Source organism: Citrobacter europaeus, from assembly GCA_020099315.1.
Classification (GTDB): domain Bacteria; phylum Pseudomonadota; class Gammaproteobacteria; order Enterobacterales; family Enterobacteriaceae; genus Citrobacter; species Citrobacter europaeus.
Map to the genome: position 1 here is coordinate 2809149 of CP083650.1, position 15260 is coordinate 2824408.

Here is a 15260-nt window from a genome sequence, read left to right on the forward strand (position 1 = left end):
TCCGGCCAACAAACCGCTCGCAGCCGTAGGCTATTCGACAAATCAGGCCATATCCAGCGCCGTTTTGCCTTTTGGTGCCGGATATGCCTTATCTAACTGCTTCAGCTCATCAACAGAGAGCGCTATCTCCAGGGCAGCGGCATTCTGTTCCACATGCGCTACGCTTGCCGCTTTCGGAATCGCCATTACGCCCGGAAGACGAATCACCCACGCCAGCAAAACCTGAGCAGCGCTAACATTGTGCGTGCGCGCAATGTCGTTAACCACAGAGTTAGAAAGCAAGTCACCGCGCAGTCGACCTGCCTGAGCCAGTGGGCTGTAAGCCATAACTGGCATCTGCTGCTGCTGGCACCACGGCAGCAAATCATATTCAATACCGCGCGATGCTAAATGATAAAGCACCTGGTTAGTTGCGCATTCCCGTCCACCTGGTACCTGCCATAACGCCTGCATATCATCATAATCGAGATTTGAGACGCCCTAGCGACGGATTTTCCCCTGCGCGATAAGCGCTTCCATAGCGTCGATGGTCTCAGCAAATGAAAAATTTCCCGACCAGTGCAGCAAATAGAGATCCAGATAATCAGTTTTCAGTCGACGCAAGCTCGCTTCACAGGCGGTAATGGCCTTCTGTCCACCGGCATTCCAGGGATAAACTTTCGAGACTAAAAAGGCGTTATCACGCCGCCCCGCTATTGCTTCACCCACAACCTCTTCCGCTGCGCCATCAGCATACATTTCGGCGGTATCAATCAGCCGCAGCCCGAGATCAAGACCCGCTCGCAGGGCTGAAACCTCATCCCGACGTCGGCTTCGGTCCTCGCCCATGTACCATGTTCCCTGCCCAATAGCAGGAAGCGATTCCTGCTTTGTAAACATCACCTGTTTCGCTGTCATCGCACCCTCCTGTGTTAATGCATCACAGTAAAGCAAAACAACCGGCATGTGTCCTGTTAAGGTGCACAAATTGCACCATCCGTGATTGGAATTGACCGCTATGGCAATGGCATAAAAAACCCGGGAAGAAATAATGCTCCCGGGCTAAATAGCAAAAAATCTTAACTGCGCGGTGGTTATTTCAAGCGGCCTAAATATTTACCCTCTTTCATCGCATTGATCTTTCCATTTTTATAAACGATGACGGAAATCAGGCCCGCGCTATAAGTCTGAGCTTCTGCACTGTTCTCATCATTTGCCGCAGCTTTGCCATTAATATAAGCAATACCATCAGCGCCGCATTTAAAGTCTACGCCCAGTTTATTCACATGCACTGGTGTGATTTTAGTGACGTGTACCGGAGCATTCGCATCGCTGACCATCGTTTTATGTTCATGCTGCAGCTGCTGTCGATATGCTTCACTGATGGCATAGGCGGGCACCGCTGCAGATGTCGCTGCCAGCACAGCGATAATTATTAATTTTTTCATAAGTTAAATCTTAATATTTGTCGTGTTTGTGGTGATGACTGGTATTAGTATCATTTGAGCTATATACGTTTTGCGCGTTTTCCATAGCCTGTTTTTCAGCTGCGGCATTGATTGTCGCCTGACGGTTTTGCTCTGCGATATAGCAGGCATCGCGGCTCACGCCCTTGCTTTCGCAAGCATTCATGCGTGAAGCCTCAGTGGAACATCCCGCCAGAACGCAGCTCATCATCGCTATCAAGATTAACTTTTTCATTATTTATACCCGGTTGATTCTCAAGAAAGCCACATGGCATGTAATACCTCAGCCACGCAGAGTTACTGTCTTAACTTTAAGTTGGATTAATATCTGCAATAGATAATTTAATGTCAATTTTAATTTTTTCAGATAAATACCCAAAAGATGTAAAGTAAAAATGAATTGAATGCTTTTCTTTTTTTTCAAATGAAAGTTAACTTTCAATGTTAATCAAAAAGAATAAAATAGTTATCAACTGTTTTATAGCGCACGATAAGAAATAATAAATGCATGCTACGATTATAAAAGAGAATCCTATCAAGATATTGCACAAACCAAAATCACTTACACAGGACAATGATTCGTAAAATTGTGCAGATACGCCTCCCTTACCAAACGAAGATATTTAAGGTTAATCATGCAAGAGGTTTAATTTTGGTAATTGCGACAGAGAAACTACGTTAAATATTCGTTGCGACCAGGTGTAATGTCATAATGGCACAAAAAATCAAATCTCATGTTTTAGATCAACATTTATCTCTGTTACGCACAAAAAAGCCCGCATCTCTGCGGGCTAGTGTTTGACACGCAGTGGTATCAGAACTTGTAGGTCACACCCACTGAGAAGATGCCAGACCAGGACTTGTCAACCATTGGGCTGTCCTTCACTTCATCACTCAAACGCACATAACGGCCAGTGCCGTATACGTTCCAGTTGCCAAGGAAGTTATAGCTCGCGGTTAACTCCAGGAACGGATCCCAACCATCGTCAGCGTTGTAGCTTTTCAGACCACTGCGGCGAGACTCGTTATTAGACACGCCATAATAATAGTCGTTGTAGTTTTCGCTGCTGTACTGCACACCGATACCCGGCGTCAGAGTCAGCGCACCGTTGGTGTAACGGTAGAGCCAGGCCAGATCCCAGATAAAACCATTGCTGTTATCCAGAGTATCACCCGCCAGTGCAGTACGCAGGAAACCATACTGGGTGTTATGTACATACGAGAGGCCAGCCATCAAGCTGCTTTTACGCTTGTCGAGTTGGCGCAAAGCATGGCTATCGCTATCACCCGGCTTGAAGTGCGTCGGATCATAGTACGCCATGATGGAGAGCTTATCTGCCGTATCATTCCACAGATAGTAGCCGCCACCCAGACCGTGGAACCAGACGTTATCGCCTTCATAGGTGACAACCGGAACGGGATAAACATCACGGTCATACTGTTTGTACGGGCTGTTAATCACGCCGGCACCTGCACCAACAGTCCACTGACTTTCCGCCTGTGCGGTGCTAACTGCGGTTGCTGCAAGGATGCCCAATGCCAGAAGTTTGAGTTTGGTCACAGTCCATAATTCCTTATTCAAATGTGTAGCGGTCAAAGTTTAACCGCCAATACGCTTCAGCCCAACTATTTTACGTATTCGCCCCGGAATGTAACCCCCTAATTTCTCAGCGAGTGATGACAATTTGCTTGCAGAAGGGTTAACACTGTATGAATCCTGCCTCATTTCTTTACATAAGATGTGCTTTTTTTGCTGATGAGTTATTGATATGCCATTGAAATTCATTTGCGCACACAGGCAAGTTTTGCAAATGCCATCTACGCTTAATTTTAGAAGGTGTATCACCGAATGCGTTGATCTCCTGACCACCACAATGGCATGAGAGTTGCTTATTTCTTCAGCGGCGACGTCGTTCAGTTTACCTCTTCAGGGGCCTCTACTATTCATATGAACGGCTCTTAACATGTGCTAAAAAACGAAAGGACGGCATACCATGAATATATTCGATCACTATCGCCAGCGTTATGAAGCTGCCAAGGACGAAGAGTTCACGCTGCAGGAGTTTCTTACCACTTGTCGGCAAGATCGCAGTGCTTATGCCAACGCGGCAGAGCGGCTATTAATGGCTATTGGTGAGCCTGTCATGGTCGACACTGCCCACGAACCTCGACTTTCTCGACTCTTTTCGAATCGGGTGATTGCACGATATCCCGCCTTTGAAGAGTTTTACGGCATGGAAGACGCCATTGAGCAGATTGTTTCTTATTTGAAGCATGCGGCTCAAGGTCTGGAAGAGAAGAAGCAGATCCTGTATCTGCTGGGGCCTGTGGGAGGGGGGAAATCATCTCTTGCTGAGCGGCTGAAGTCGCTGATGCAGCGAGTACCGATTTATGTCCTGAGCGCCAATGGCGAACGTAGTCCGGTAAACGATCATCCGTTATGCCTGTTTAATCCACAGGAAGACGCGCAGATTCTGGAAAAAGAGTATGGGATCCCGCGTCGCTATCTCGGTACGATCATGTCGCCGTGGGCTGCGAAACGTCTGCATGATTTTGGCGGGGACATTACAAAATTCCGCGTCGTCAAAGTCTGGCCGTCTATTCTGGAGCAGATCGCAATCGCCAAAACGGAGCCTGGTGATGAAAACAACCAGGATATCTCTGCGCTGGTGGGGAAAGTGGATATTCGTAAACTCGAACACCACGCCCAGAACGATCCTGATGCCTATGGTTATTCGGGTGCACTGTGCCGCTCAAACCAGGGGATTATGGAGTTCGTTGAGATGTTTAAAGCACCGATTAAAGTGCTGCATCCTCTGCTGACCGCAACCCAGGAAGGAAACTACAACGGGACAGAAGGTATCTCCGCCCTGCCGTTTAACGGGATTATTCTTGCCCACTCGAACGAATCCGAATGGGTGACGTTCCGTAATAACAAAAACAATGAGGCGTTCCTTGACCGTGTTTACATCGTCAAAGTGCCTTATTGCCTGCGGATCTCCGAAGAGATCAAGATTTACGAAAAACTGCTCAATCATAGTGAGCTGACCCATGCGCCTTGCGCGCCGGGTACGCTGGAAACGCTCTCTCGCTTCACCATTCTTTCTCGTCTGAAAGAACCTGAGAACTCGAGCATTTACTCGAAGATGCGCGTTTACGATGGTGAAAGCCTGAAAGATACCGATCCAAAAGCGAAGTCCTACCAGGAGTATCGGGATTACGCTGGGGTAGATGAGGGAATGAACGGTCTCTCCACGCGTTTTGCGTTTAAGATCCTTTCTCGCGTCTTTAACTTTGATCATGCAGAAGTTGCGGCGAACCCGGTGCATCTGTTCTACGTCCTGGAACAGCAAATCGAGCGCGAACAGTTCCCACAGGAGCTGGCTGAACGATATCTTGAGTTCCTGAAAGGTTATCTGATCCCGAAATATGCTGAATTCATTGGCAAAGAGATCCAGACAGCCTATCTCGAATCCTATTCCGAATATGGACAAAATATTTTCGACCGCTATGTCACTTATGCGGATTTCTGGATTCAGGATCAGGAGTATCGCGACCCGGATACCGGTCAGCTGTTTGACCGTGAGTCGCTGAACTCAGAACTGGAGAAAATTGAGAAGCCGGCGGGTATCAGTAACCCGAAAGATTTCCGTAACGAGATCGTTAACTTTGTTCTGCGTGCCAGAGCGAATAACAGCGGTCGTAACCCAAACTGGACCAGTTACGAAAAATTGCGCACGGTTATTGAGAAGAAAATGTTCTCCAATACCGAAGAGCTGCTGCCGGTCATTTCGTTCAACGCCAAAACCTCGACTGACGAGCAGAAAAAGCACGACGATTTTGTCGATCGTATGATGGAAAAAGGCTACACGCGTAAACAGGTGCGTTTACTGTGCGAATGGTATTTGCGCGTACGTAAATCGTCCTAATAGCATAAATGCCCGGCGGCGCATGCGCTTACCGGGCTTGCAAAACAATGTTCCGTAGGCCGGATAGCGCCAGCGCCATCCGGCACTTACAGACATGGCGAACAGTTGGCAGTACGGGGGGCATATGACCTGGTTCATAGACCGACGTCTTAACGGCAAAAACAAGAGCACGGTAAACCGTCAGCGCTTCTTACGCCGTTATAAATCGCAAATTAAACAGTCGATCTCCGAGGCCATTAACAAGCGTTCGGTGACTGATGTGGATAGCGGCGAATCTGTCTCTATTCCGACCGATGATATTAGCGAACCGATGTTCCACCAGGGGCGTGGCGGCCTGCGCCATCGTGTGCATCCGGGTAACGACCATTTTGTGCAGAATGACCGTATTGAGCGCCCACAGGGTGGCGACGGCGGTTCAGGAAGCGGGCAAGGCCAGGCCAGCCAGGATGGCGAAGGTCAGGATGAATTCGTCTTCCAGATCTCTAAAGATGAGTATCTCGATCTGTTGTTCGAAGATTTAGCACTTCCTAACCTGAAGCAGAATCAGCAGCGTCAGTTAACGGAGTACAAAACGCACCGGGCAGGGTTTACCTCAAACGGTGTGCCTGCCAACATCAGCGTGGTGCGCTCCCTGCAAAACTCACTGGCGCGCCGCACGGCGATGACGGCGGGTAAGCGTCGCGAACTGCATGCGCTCGAAGCAGATTTGGAAACCATCGCGAAAAGTGAACCAGCGCAGTTGCTGGAAGAAGAACGGTTACGCAAAGAAATTGCCGAATTACGGGCAAAAATCGAACGCGTGCCGTTTATCGACACCTTTGATTTACGCTACAAGAATTATGAAAAACGGCCCGATCCTTCCAGCCAGGCAGTGATGTTTTGTCTGATGGACGTTTCTGGCTCAATGGATCAGTCGACCAAAGACATGGCCAAGCGTTTTTACATCCTGCTGTATTTGTTCCTGAGCAGGACCTACAAAAACGTGGAAGTGGTTTATATTCGCCACCATACCCAGGCGAAAGAGGTGGATGAGCACGAGTTCTTCTACTCTCAGGAAACCGGTGGCACCATTGTCTCCAGCGCGTTGAAGTTAATGGATGAAGTGGTAAAAGACCGTTATGACCCGGCCCAGTGGAATATATATGCCGCGCAGGCCTCGGACGGTGATAACTGGGCGGATGATTCACCGTTGTGTCACGAGATTCTGGCGAAAAAACTGCTACCGGTGGTGCGATATTATAGCTATATCGAAATCACCCGCCGCGCGCACCAGACCTTGTGGCGTGAATACGAACATCTACAGTCAACGTTTGAAAATTTTGCGATGCAACATATCCGCGACCAGGATGATATTTATCCGGTATTCCGCGAACTGTTTCATAAGCAAAGTACGACCAGTAATAGCTGACCACATAAACAAATCAGCCAGAGATTGCCTCCTCTGGCTGATTTTTATGACCACGTATCTTGACCAGACTTTATGTCATAGCGCATTTTGTCTCAGGCAAGCCACTTCCACTTCGAGCGCGGAAATATCGCCAGAAGACAACAGAAGTTGCATTTTCACGAGTGACTCCTCTGGTAGCTGGTACAAATTAAGGGCCAGTAATCGTTCAATTTCACCCATCGGCAGGCGATATTTTATTATTTTAGCCGGATTACCTCCGACTACAGCATACGGTGGCACATCTTTAGTCACCACCGCACCTGCTGCAACAACAGCGCCTTCCCCAATAGTAACGCCTGGCATGATCATGGCCCGCATACCTAACCAACAACCATCATGCAACACCGTGTCGCCACGAAACTCGTAAGCATCTTTGATTGACGCCATAAAAGGATAAAGGCTGATCCAGTCAAGCCGATGCGTACTATTTCCACCCATCAGAATAACGCTTTCCGCGCCTATGCAGACGAAATTCCCGATAATCAACTTATCCAAATGTCCAAGCGGTTCCCAGTCTTTGCTGATCTCATCGCCGAGTAAATACCTCACAACCGAACGTTCGAATCCTTGATCCCAGCAATCACTGTAATAACTATGTGTACCCTTAATAATAATATTAGGGTTGGTCACCGTCTGATGAAGATACTCCATTCTCGACCAGTGTTTTTCTGACACTTCACAATCCTTTTATCATTGAGTTTTAAAACACCCTACATCCTTTCCACCAGCGGATAGAAGTCTTTATTTTCTTTTTGCATACGCTCATACACTTTGCGTAGAACATTGTTTGCATCACATCTGAATGCCGCATCATTACCTACTAATTTACTGGCAATATTCCAGCGCCGGGAAAAAACTTCATATTCACTGACGATATCCGTCATTTCGCGTTGAAATTTTGAGCTAACCTGTCTGAGCGTGCTGCTTCCATCATGTTCAATATGCGGATAAAGGAACTGATCTTCAGCAGACAAATGCGTTTTAATAATTGCACTCATGCTAACGATCGCAGTAGCAATTTCCTGAGCATTGGATGATACCCCTGCATGGCTCAACTTACGCAGAAATGATATTTTTTCCAGGATTTCAACATGCTGATTTTTCATTTTATCAATATTCATCCGGTTATCCTTTTCATTTTCCCTTTACGGAGCAGCAGGCAATGTAGTTGAGCTGGTGACGTTGCGAACGGAAGAAGCGAAACATTTTCAGGAACCGGCGACGATTGTCACTCGTGCGTAATCCGTTAAACACAATTTTAATCGCTCCTGTCAGCCCTTCATCACGAATTAATCCTCGCGGCGACATCAGCGACATATCGCCATTCTGCTGCAGGACCTGTTCAAACCCACAGTTGAGAAATAACTCGCGCCAGGCTTGTCTGGTCATCGGGCTGACATTCGACTTCACCACCTCTACAAGCTGGCCCTGCTCGCCCGCGCCCAGTTTTTGTGCGGTAAACATAATGTCGTGAGTGAGCAGACGACCGCCGGGCTTCAATACGCGAAAATACTCGGCAACTAACTTCGCCTTCGCTTTATCGGCATACATTGTCAGCATGGCTTCGTTAATCACAACGTCGAAACTGTTATCCGCAAAAGGAAGGATGTTGGCGTTAGCAGCCATGACGTGAATGTGATTTTCCAGACCTTTTGCCGCCACGTTGTTTCTGGCGTTTTCCAGTGCGGTTTTATCCATATCAATGGCGTATACCGTACAACCATAGCGTTGAACTAACTCTATCGCCGTCGTGGCCATGTTGCATGCCACTTCAAGTACCTGGCTGTTGGACGTTAACTGTGACTGGCTGAACAACCACTCTGTTGCTTCAACGCCTCCCGGACGCAGACGTGTTTTGCCCAGGCTGGCTAAGAAAGTATGCCCCGCTTTTTCAGTCGCGCTCATCTGTCTGTCTCCTTTTCTATAAGTTGCATTATAAATACAACATTAAGAGTTAAAGGTGAAGCACGCGAATGATTTTTATTACAAAATGTCCTTTCCAGTAGCGTTAGAGCGGATGTATGCCGTGTGATAGACTGAAGTATCAGACTTACAGGGCTGTAAATCATTATGAAATTGCATCATAAAGCGCTCAGGCTCTTTATCTCCGTCAGCGTAATTGTTTTGACGTCTTCTTTTTTGGTTTATGAGCTCATTGCCAGCGATAAAGCAATGAATGCGTATATGCGCTATATCAATGAGAAAGCAGACTCGTCGTTTCTCTATGATAAGTATACTAATCAAAGCATTGCAGCCCATCTGATGCGCACTTTTTCATCCCCCCAGGAACCTGCTTCTGTCGAGCAACAAAAAGCACTTTGCAACGCTTTCGACAGCGTTAACGGCACTCATGGGCTCAACCTCACGAAGCATAGCTACCAGCCATTACACGGTACGTTGCAAACTACCTCCACAAAATGTAGCGAGAAACTTGAAGATATATTTCTACTGCCTTCTTTTGACCAGGCGGTAAACGTTAATCGTGAGCAAAAAGATTACGGCCAGGGATTAGGTACGCTGGAGTATAAATTTCGATATTACGTCGATCTCAAGAATAATTATGTCTATTTCTATGATCTGATCGACTCGCGAAAATTTGCGATACACAACTGGTCGTTTTTGCAAAAAGGTACTCTGGGAATCGACCAGAATGATATTGACGGTATCTTCACGGGGCGCACGGTGATCTCCAGCATTTATGAAGATAATCTGACCGAGAAAAAGGTGATGAGCTTTTTAACACCGGTCTACTATGCCAGTAAGTTAAAAGGCGTGGTGATGGTGGATATCAACAAAGAGAATTTAAAGAATATTTTTTATACCAGCGACCGCCCTCTCGTCTGGCGCTATCTTAACGTAACGCTCTCGGACATCAACTCTGGTAAAGAGATACTCGTTCACCAAAGCGAGACCAACCTGTTTCGCTACGTTCACTACCAGAAGGAGATACCCGGCGGGATACGCATCACTTTATCGCTTGATTTTATGTACTTTATTGTCTCCTCCTGGAAAATATTCGCCTTCTATCTGCTGGCGACGATCCTGCTGCTGAATATGGTCAGAACACACTTTCGGCTGTACCACAACGTCACGCGGGAAAACATCAGTGACGCGATGACCGGGCTCTATAACCGTAAAATTCTCACGCCGACGCTCGAACAGCGTTTACAGCAGTTAGTAAACTCAGGCACCCTCGTGACCTTTATCGCCATTGATTGCGATAAACTAAAAGTCATTAATGATACGCTGGGTCATAAGGAAGGCGATCGCATTATCACCATTTTGGCCAAAGCTATTCAAACCTCGATTCGCAAAAGCGACTATGCCATCCGCCTCGGTGGGGATGAGTTTTGTATTATCCTCATCGATCACCCCGGCGAATTAACGCCTCGTCTGCTGGAGAGGATCCGCTATAACTTACAAATTATTGCGCAAGATATATCAATCAGCTTTTCCGCAGGGATTTATAATATGCAGCCAAACGACACCATCGATGATGCCTATAAAGCATCCGATGCACAGCTCTACCTGAACAAACAGAAAAAACGCACCGGTGCGTGATCTTTTTTCTGACAGGATTTTCATTGTTGTACCAGGAGTAAGTCATGACGGAAGTGAACAAAGGTAACGCCACACATCAGCGTTTAATTTCGCTGTTGGCAGAACAAGGCGCAACGTATCGCGTGATAAGCCATGAAGCCGTAGGTAAATGTGAAGCGGTTTCTGAAATTCGTGGTACCGCGCTGGGTCAGGGAGCAAAAGCGCTGGTCTGTAAGGTGAAAGGCAACGGTGTAAATCAGCATGTACTGGCGATTCTGCCTGCCGACCAGCAGGCTGACCTGAGCCTGCTCGCCAGTCATATCGGCGGGTTAAGAGCATCACTTGCCAGCCCTGCGGAAGTCGATGAGCTGACAGGCTGCGTATTTGGCGCTATCCCACCGTTTAGCTTCCATCCAAATCTCAAGCTGGTTGCCGATCCGCTATTATTTGCGCGTTTTAATGAAATTGCGTTCAATGCCGGGGTGCTCGAAAAATCCGTGATTATGGATACCGCAGATTATCTGCGCATCGCGCAACCGGAATTAATCCCGTTCCGCCGCGAGCAATAACAGCCCGAGTTAGCAGTAAAAAACGTCGCATCGTGCGTTAGCCCAAAAAAAATCATAATCATTAAAAAAAGCCTGTTCCGTCACGCATTTACGCGTACAGTAAGCAGGCTTATTTTTTCTTTTGGCAAGGAAACTACGATGTTTGATGTCACTCTGCTGATCCTGCTCGGACTGGCAGCTCTGGGCTTTGTCAGCCACAACACCACTGTCGCTGTTTCAATTCTGGTGCTGATCATTGTCCGTGTTACCCCTCTGAATACTTTCTTCCCATGGATAGAAAAACAGGGCCTGACCGTCGGGATTATCATTCTGACCATTGGCGTTATGGCGCCGATCGCCAGCGGAACGCTACCGCCCTCCACGCTCATCCACTCCTTTGTTAACTGGAAATCACTGGTCGCTATTGCCGTCGGGGTATTTGTCTCCTGGCTTGGCGGGCGCGGTATCACGCTTATGGGCAGCCAACCTCAGCTCGTTGCCGGTTTACTGGTGGGCACGGTACTGGGCGTGGCGCTATTTCGCGGTGTGCCGGTGGGGCCGCTCATTGCAGCAGGTCTGGTGTCATTGATTGTTGGGAAGCAGTAGCCAGCCCAGCCAGATAACGGCCTGGCGTCTGTCCCAGGCCTTTTTTGAACATGGTGATAAATGCCGTGGTTGAATCGTAACCGAGCATTTGCGCAACCTGTTGCACGTTATGACCATCTATCAGCGCCTGCAGCGCCAGAATCAGTTGAAGCTGGTGACGCCAACGGCGAAAACTCAACCCCGTTTCCTTAACGACCAGACGGGCAAGGTTCCGCTCACTCATCGCAAATACGCTGGCCCACTGCCCCAAGGTCTGCCACTGCGCCGGTTCCCGCGCCATCGTCGCGACCATTTTGCGGATTTTCGGGTGTTCGGAAACCGGTAACTGCATTTGCTCCTGCGGTTGCTGCGGAAGTTCATCAAATAATACCTGCGTCAGTCGCTGGGTTGCCGGCTCCAGTCGTTGAGTATCCGTTTTGGACGCCAGCGCCAGAATAAGCTCCCGACATAACGGGGCGATTTTCAGCGTGCAGCAGCGTTCGGGCATCACGACGGCCTGCGGCTCAATAAACAAAAAGCACAATTGCGCGCCAACGGTAACGTGGTTGCTGTGTGGAATCTCACCGGGGATCCATACGGCATATTGTGGAGGCACCATCCACATGGCATTTTCAACCTCACAGGTGATCGCGCCATGCAACGCCAGAATCAACTGACCCTTACGGTGCTGATGTAGCGGACTGAAGAGTTCATCTTCCCGGGCCTGAATACAAAACGCCACCGCCGCATCGTGATGAAGGTCGGGCTCATACCCATCCAGCCTCAGTCCTAACATAAAATGTCCGTTTTTAGCGATAAACTGTCATTTTAGCTTGATTCATCCATAGAGTAAAAACGCTAAAGTATCGCCTCGCCTGACGATATGAGAAAAAAATGACAAATACGCCTTCCTCCCGCGGCAAAAACGCAGCTTTGCTGATTGCAGGGATCCTGATGATTGCCACCACATTGCGCGTCACCTTTACCGGTGCCGCCCCATTGCTGGATGCAATTCGCGCCGATTATGGTCTGAGCACCGCCCAGACGGGACTTCTGACCACCCTGCCGCTGCTGGCGTTTGCACTGGTATCGCCTCTGGCCGCCGCCGTTGCGCGCCGTTGGGGCATCGAGCGCAGCCTGTTTGCCGCTATGCTACTGATTTGCGCAGGTATTGCGATACGTTCGCTACCCTCACCTGGGTTCCTGTTTAGTGGCACCGCCATCATTGGTTGCGGAATCGCACTGGGAAATGTGCTTTTACCTGGGCTGATCAAGCGTGATTTTGCTCAGCATGTGGCAAAACTCACTGGCGCATACTCATTGACCATGGGCGCGGCGGCGGCACTGGGTTCAGCTATTGTGGTTCCGCTGGCGTTGAACGGGTTTGGCTGGCGCGGTGCGCTGATGGTACTGATGGTTTTTCCGCTGCTGGCGCTGATTATCTGGTTACCTCAATGCCGCCAGAAGGCCAATGCCAGTCTGAGCAACTCGCGCGCATTGCATTCCCGCGCCATCTGGCGATCAAGCCTCGCCTGGCAGGTGACGCTGTTTCTCGGGATCAATTCACTTATCTACTACGTGATCATCGGCTGGCTGCCTGCCATTTTGATCAGCCACGGTTACAGCGAGGCGCAGGCTGGTTCGTTACATGGTTTACTGCAGTTGGCGACCGCCGCGCCAGGGTTATTAATCCCTCTCGTACTGAACAGATTTAAGGATCAGCGCGCCATCGCCGCTCTGGTTTCGTTAATGTGCGCCCTCGGCGCGGCAGGATTCGCGGTAATGCCAGACCAGGCATTGCTATGGACTATCCTGTTTGGCTTTGGCTCAGGCGCGACGATGATCCTCGGCTTGACCTTTATTGGCCTGCGCGCAAGCTCAGCACATCAGGCTGCTGCCCTGTCCGGCATGGCACAATCTGTTGGGTATTTACTGGCCGCCTGCGGGCCACCGCTGATGGGTAAAATTCACGACCTCAACGGTAGCTGGCTGATTCCATTAGCGGGTGTCGCCGTGTTAGCGATGCTGATGGCAGTGTTTGGTCTGTGCGCGGGACGCAATCGGGAAATCGCAAACGCATAATACAGCGGGCAGGTTCATGAACAACCTGCCTGTTTTTTCATCCACGCGCGGCGCGCAGCATCGCCTGAACTAACGGCACGGGTTTTCCCGCGAGAGCTCCGCGTTCATGCTGAAAGAGCGTACCGACATAAAATGGATGCGTCACCAGCTCAATGGCGCGGATATCACCAGCTTCATCCCAACCGGTTACCCGAAGATCGCCGCTTTCAAGCTCGGCGGCAAAATCCTCCGATACGCCGTAGTTGCAGTGATACCCCTCGGTGATAACATCCCGTCCGTAGGCTTTGGCAATCAGCGTATTGGCCCGCAGCTCAATATCATCCGTTTTTTCTACCAGCGAGCAGGTCAACGGCGCAATCACCATCCGACCCGTGCTGTCCGTCTCCGCGTGTGCGGCGTCGCTCCAGCCCAGCACGTTGCGGGCATACTCCAGAACCGCATGTTGAAAACCGCCACAAGTCCCCAAGAATGGGATGCTGTTTTCACGCGCGTGGCGTATCGCTATCAACGCCCCTTCAACATGGCGATATGGACTGCCAGGAACGACCCAGATGGCATCATAGCCGATCAAATCTTCACTGCTGCTGATATCAGATGTGGTTAGCCAGTCATAATCAGCCACCAATTCCAGGACGGCGGCGGCATCATCGATGGCAAGAGGGATAGCCTGGTGCGCTACAATATCGGGACTGTAATCGCCCACCAGCGCAATGCGAAGCGTATCTTTAATTGGGGAAATTTCCATTAAGCTTTCCTTATGTCCAGACAATGAGGGACACTATAAGGAGCCTCAGCCTACCTATTTTTTGTTGATATCACAATCCCTTAAATTGGGTGTCAGAGCGGGCAGAATGCTATAATGGTCACGTTTTACGATCTTATTTAACCGTAATAAAGGTGATGAAATATATCAAAGCAGTGGCTTAAAGGAGCGGATGAAAAGATGAAAATTCAATGTAAACGCGTGTATGACCCCGCGGAAAAAGATGATGGCTATCGCGTACTGGTCGACCGGTTGTGGCCTCGTGGGATAAAAAAAACCGACCTTGTTTTTGATGAATGGAATAAAGCGCTTACGCCGTCATCTGATTTACGTAAGGCGTTCCACGCAGAATTGATTGATTTTTCGCACTTTTCCGAGCAATACCGCACTGAACTGGCTCAACAGCAGCAGGAAGGAAAGCGTCTCGCAGAGATTGCCCGACAGCAAACCTTAACGCTACTGTATGCGGCGAAAAATACTCAGCAAAACCACGCACTGGTGCTCGCTGAGTGGCTACGTCAATGCTGACCGCGTATCACTTACCCGTTTCCGGATGATCTCTACGCCAGAGCGCCCATTCATCAATAACTTCACCGCCGGGTAGTTTGCAGTCTGACCTTACGCCTTGTGGGGTCTGCACCGCAATCAGCGAGCCGCCCTTTTGTTCGCAATACACCGATGCCGGATTCGCCATGCCAATCTTAGGTGGTTTGGGGGCTTCAGGCTGAGCGGTACATCCCGCCAGCACCAACAAGCCGGGCAAAACAATAGACGCCAGTTTCATATTTACTCCTGTTAAAAAACTTATCCTGGCAGGTTACCCCGACTTTACATCTATCTCCATATTTTCCTGCCAGCTATCCATTTTATGTTTACATTCTGTGCTGGATGGCGTGTTTCATCTTTCACCTTGATGTTCTA

Annotated in this window: 16 protein-coding genes and 1 pseudogene; 7 read left to right on the plus strand and 10 right to left on the minus strand. The window is 49.1% G+C overall.

The window, feature by feature from the left end; translation table 11 throughout:
- Positions 1–42 precede the first annotated feature (42 nt).
- The 4 genes and pseudogenes from LA337_13305 to LA337_13320 all read right to left on the minus strand — a co-directional run bounded on the left by LA337_13305 (position 43) and on the right by LA337_13320 (position 3006).
- Positions 43–897: pseudogene (locus tag LA337_13305) on the minus strand (aldo/keto reductase).
- 176 nt (positions 898–1073) lie between these two features.
- A complete protein-coding gene (locus LA337_13310; protein ID UBI14175.1) occupies positions 1074–1427 on the minus strand; it encodes a hypothetical protein in 354 nt (117 codons plus the stop codon).
- Positions 1428–1437: 10 nt separating this feature from the next.
- Complete coding sequence (locus tag LA337_13315; protein ID UBI14176.1) at positions 1438–1680, minus strand: hypothetical protein; 243 nt, start codon at positions 1678–1680, stop codon at positions 1438–1440.
- 579 nt (positions 1681–2259) lie between these two features.
- Positions 2260–3006 (minus strand): MipA/OmpV family protein, encoded by a 747-nt coding sequence (locus LA337_13320; GenBank protein UBI14177.1) that lies wholly within the window; start codon positions 3004–3006, stop codon positions 2260–2262.
- 433 nt (positions 3007–3439) lie between these two features.
- Between LA337_13320 and yeaG the strand changes: the two genes are divergently transcribed.
- Both yeaG and LA337_13330 read left to right on the plus strand, forming a co-directional pair.
- Positions 3440–5374, plus strand: a complete 1935-nt coding sequence (gene yeaG / locus LA337_13325; protein UBI14178.1) for a protein kinase YeaG — start codon at positions 3440–3442, stop codon at positions 5372–5374.
- Positions 5375–5498: 124 nt separating this feature from the next.
- A complete protein-coding gene (locus LA337_13330; protein ID UBI14179.1) occupies positions 5499–6782 on the plus strand; it encodes a YeaH/YhbH family protein in 1284 nt (427 codons plus the stop codon).
- Between the two features lie 75 nt (positions 6783–6857).
- On the opposite strand, the gene LA337_13335 is transcribed toward LA337_13330, so the two are convergent.
- From LA337_13335 to LA337_13345, 3 genes are read right to left on the minus strand one after another with little or no spacing between them, the layout of a single operon-like run.
- Entirely contained in the window at positions 6858–7496 is a 639-nt protein-coding gene (locus LA337_13335; GenBank protein ID UBI14180.1) for a CatB-related O-acetyltransferase, read from the minus strand.
- Positions 7497–7531: 35 nt separating this feature from the next.
- Entirely contained in the window at positions 7532–7942 is a 411-nt protein-coding gene (locus tag LA337_13340; protein ID UBI14181.1) for a hemerythrin domain-containing protein, read from the minus strand.
- A gap of 13 nt (positions 7943–7955) precedes the next feature.
- A complete protein-coding gene (locus LA337_13345; protein UBI14182.1) occupies positions 7956–8726 on the minus strand; it encodes a class I SAM-dependent methyltransferase in 771 nt (256 codons plus the stop codon).
- A 165-nt stretch (positions 8727–8891) separates the two neighbouring features.
- On the opposite strand from LA337_13345, the gene LA337_13350 reads away from it, so the two are divergent.
- From LA337_13350 to LA337_13360, 3 genes are all read left to right on the plus strand, one after another.
- A complete protein-coding gene (locus LA337_13350) occupies positions 8892–10382 on the plus strand; it encodes a GGDEF domain-containing protein (protein ID UBI14183.1) in 1491 nt (496 codons plus the stop codon).
- Positions 10383–10426: 44 nt separating this feature from the next.
- Entirely contained in the window at positions 10427–10930 is a 504-nt protein-coding gene (locus tag LA337_13355; protein ID UBI14184.1) for a YbaK/prolyl-tRNA synthetase associated domain-containing protein, read from the plus strand.
- A 138-nt stretch (positions 10931–11068) separates the two neighbouring features.
- Positions 11069–11515, plus strand: a complete 447-nt coding sequence (locus LA337_13360; protein UBI14185.1) for a DUF441 domain-containing protein — start codon at positions 11069–11071, stop codon at positions 11513–11515.
- Here the strand turns inward: LA337_13360 and LA337_13365 are convergent.
- Positions 11472–12290 (minus strand): helix-turn-helix transcriptional regulator, encoded by an 819-nt coding sequence (locus LA337_13365; GenBank protein UBI14186.1) that lies wholly within the window; start codon positions 12288–12290, stop codon positions 11472–11474. The two genes, LA337_13360 and LA337_13365, sit on opposite strands and share 44 nt — an antisense overlap.
- A 98-nt stretch (positions 12291–12388) precedes the next feature.
- Here LA337_13365 and LA337_13370 point away from each other — a divergent pair, with 98 nt between their 5' ends.
- Positions 12389–13576 carry a CynX/NimT family MFS transporter gene (locus tag LA337_13370; GenBank protein UBI14187.1) on the plus strand — a complete coding sequence of 396 codons (1188 nt, stop codon included), beginning with the start codon at positions 12389–12391 and terminating at the stop codon, positions 13574–13576.
- Positions 13577–13613: 37 nt separating this feature from the next.
- On the opposite strand, the gene LA337_13375 is transcribed toward LA337_13370, so the two are convergent.
- The gene (locus LA337_13375) at positions 13614–14321 is read right to left on the minus strand and encodes a CTP synthase (protein ID UBI14188.1); all 708 of its coding nucleotides are present in this window, start codon (positions 14319–14321) and stop codon (positions 13614–13616) included.
- A gap of 198 nt (positions 14322–14519) precedes the next feature.
- Here LA337_13375 and LA337_13380 point away from each other — a divergent pair, with 198 nt between their 5' ends.
- Positions 14520–14867, plus strand: coding sequence for a DUF488 domain-containing protein (locus tag LA337_13380; protein ID UBI14189.1), 348 nt, complete (start codon positions 14520–14522; stop codon positions 14865–14867).
- A 7-nt stretch (positions 14868–14874) separates the two neighbouring features.
- Here the strand turns inward: LA337_13380 and LA337_13385 are convergent, their stop codons facing one another.
- Positions 14875–15123, minus strand: a complete 249-nt coding sequence (locus tag LA337_13385; protein ID UBI14190.1) for a DUF333 domain-containing protein — start codon at positions 15121–15123, stop codon at positions 14875–14877.
- Positions 15124–15260 lie beyond the last annotated feature (137 nt).

Coding starts and splice junctions, on each gene's coding strand:
- LA337_13345 (UBI14182.1), bottom strand. CDS start 8,726: ATGAGCGCGACTGAAAAAGCGGGGCATACTTTCTTAGCCAGCCTGGGC.
- LA337_13375 (UBI14188.1), bottom strand. CDS start 14,321: ATGGAAATTTCCCCAATTAAAGATACGCTTCGCATTGCGCTGGTGGGC.
- LA337_13350 (UBI14183.1), top strand. CDS start 8,892: ATGAAATTGCATCATAAAGCGCTCAGGCTCTTTATCTCCGTCAGCGTA.
- LA337_13370 (UBI14187.1), top strand. CDS start 12,389: ATGACAAATACGCCTTCCTCCCGCGGCAAAAACGCAGCTTTGCTGATT.
- LA337_13310 (UBI14175.1), bottom strand. CDS start 1,427: ATGAAAAAATTAATAATTATCGCTGTGCTGGCAGCGACATCTGCAGCG.
- LA337_13380 (UBI14189.1), top strand. CDS start 14,520: ATGAAAATTCAATGTAAACGCGTGTATGACCCCGCGGAAAAAGATGAT.
- LA337_13385 (UBI14190.1), bottom strand. CDS start 15,123: ATGAAACTGGCGTCTATTGTTTTGCCCGGCTTGTTGGTGCTGGCGGGA.
- LA337_13340 (UBI14181.1), bottom strand. CDS start 7,942: ATGAATATTGATAAAATGAAAAATCAGCATGTTGAAATCCTGGAAAAA.
- LA337_13315 (UBI14176.1), bottom strand. CDS start 1,680: ATGAAAAAGTTAATCTTGATAGCGATGATGAGCTGCGTTCTGGCGGGA.
- LA337_13330 (UBI14179.1), top strand. CDS start 5,499: ATGACCTGGTTCATAGACCGACGTCTTAACGGCAAAAACAAGAGCACG.
- yeaG (UBI14178.1), top strand. CDS start 3,440: ATGAATATATTCGATCACTATCGCCAGCGTTATGAAGCTGCCAAGGAC.
- LA337_13360 (UBI14185.1), top strand. CDS start 11,069: ATGTTTGATGTCACTCTGCTGATCCTGCTCGGACTGGCAGCTCTGGGC.
- LA337_13365 (UBI14186.1), bottom strand. CDS start 12,290: ATGTTAGGACTGAGGCTGGATGGGTATGAGCCCGACCTTCATCACGAT.
- LA337_13355 (UBI14184.1), top strand. CDS start 10,427: ATGACGGAAGTGAACAAAGGTAACGCCACACATCAGCGTTTAATTTCG.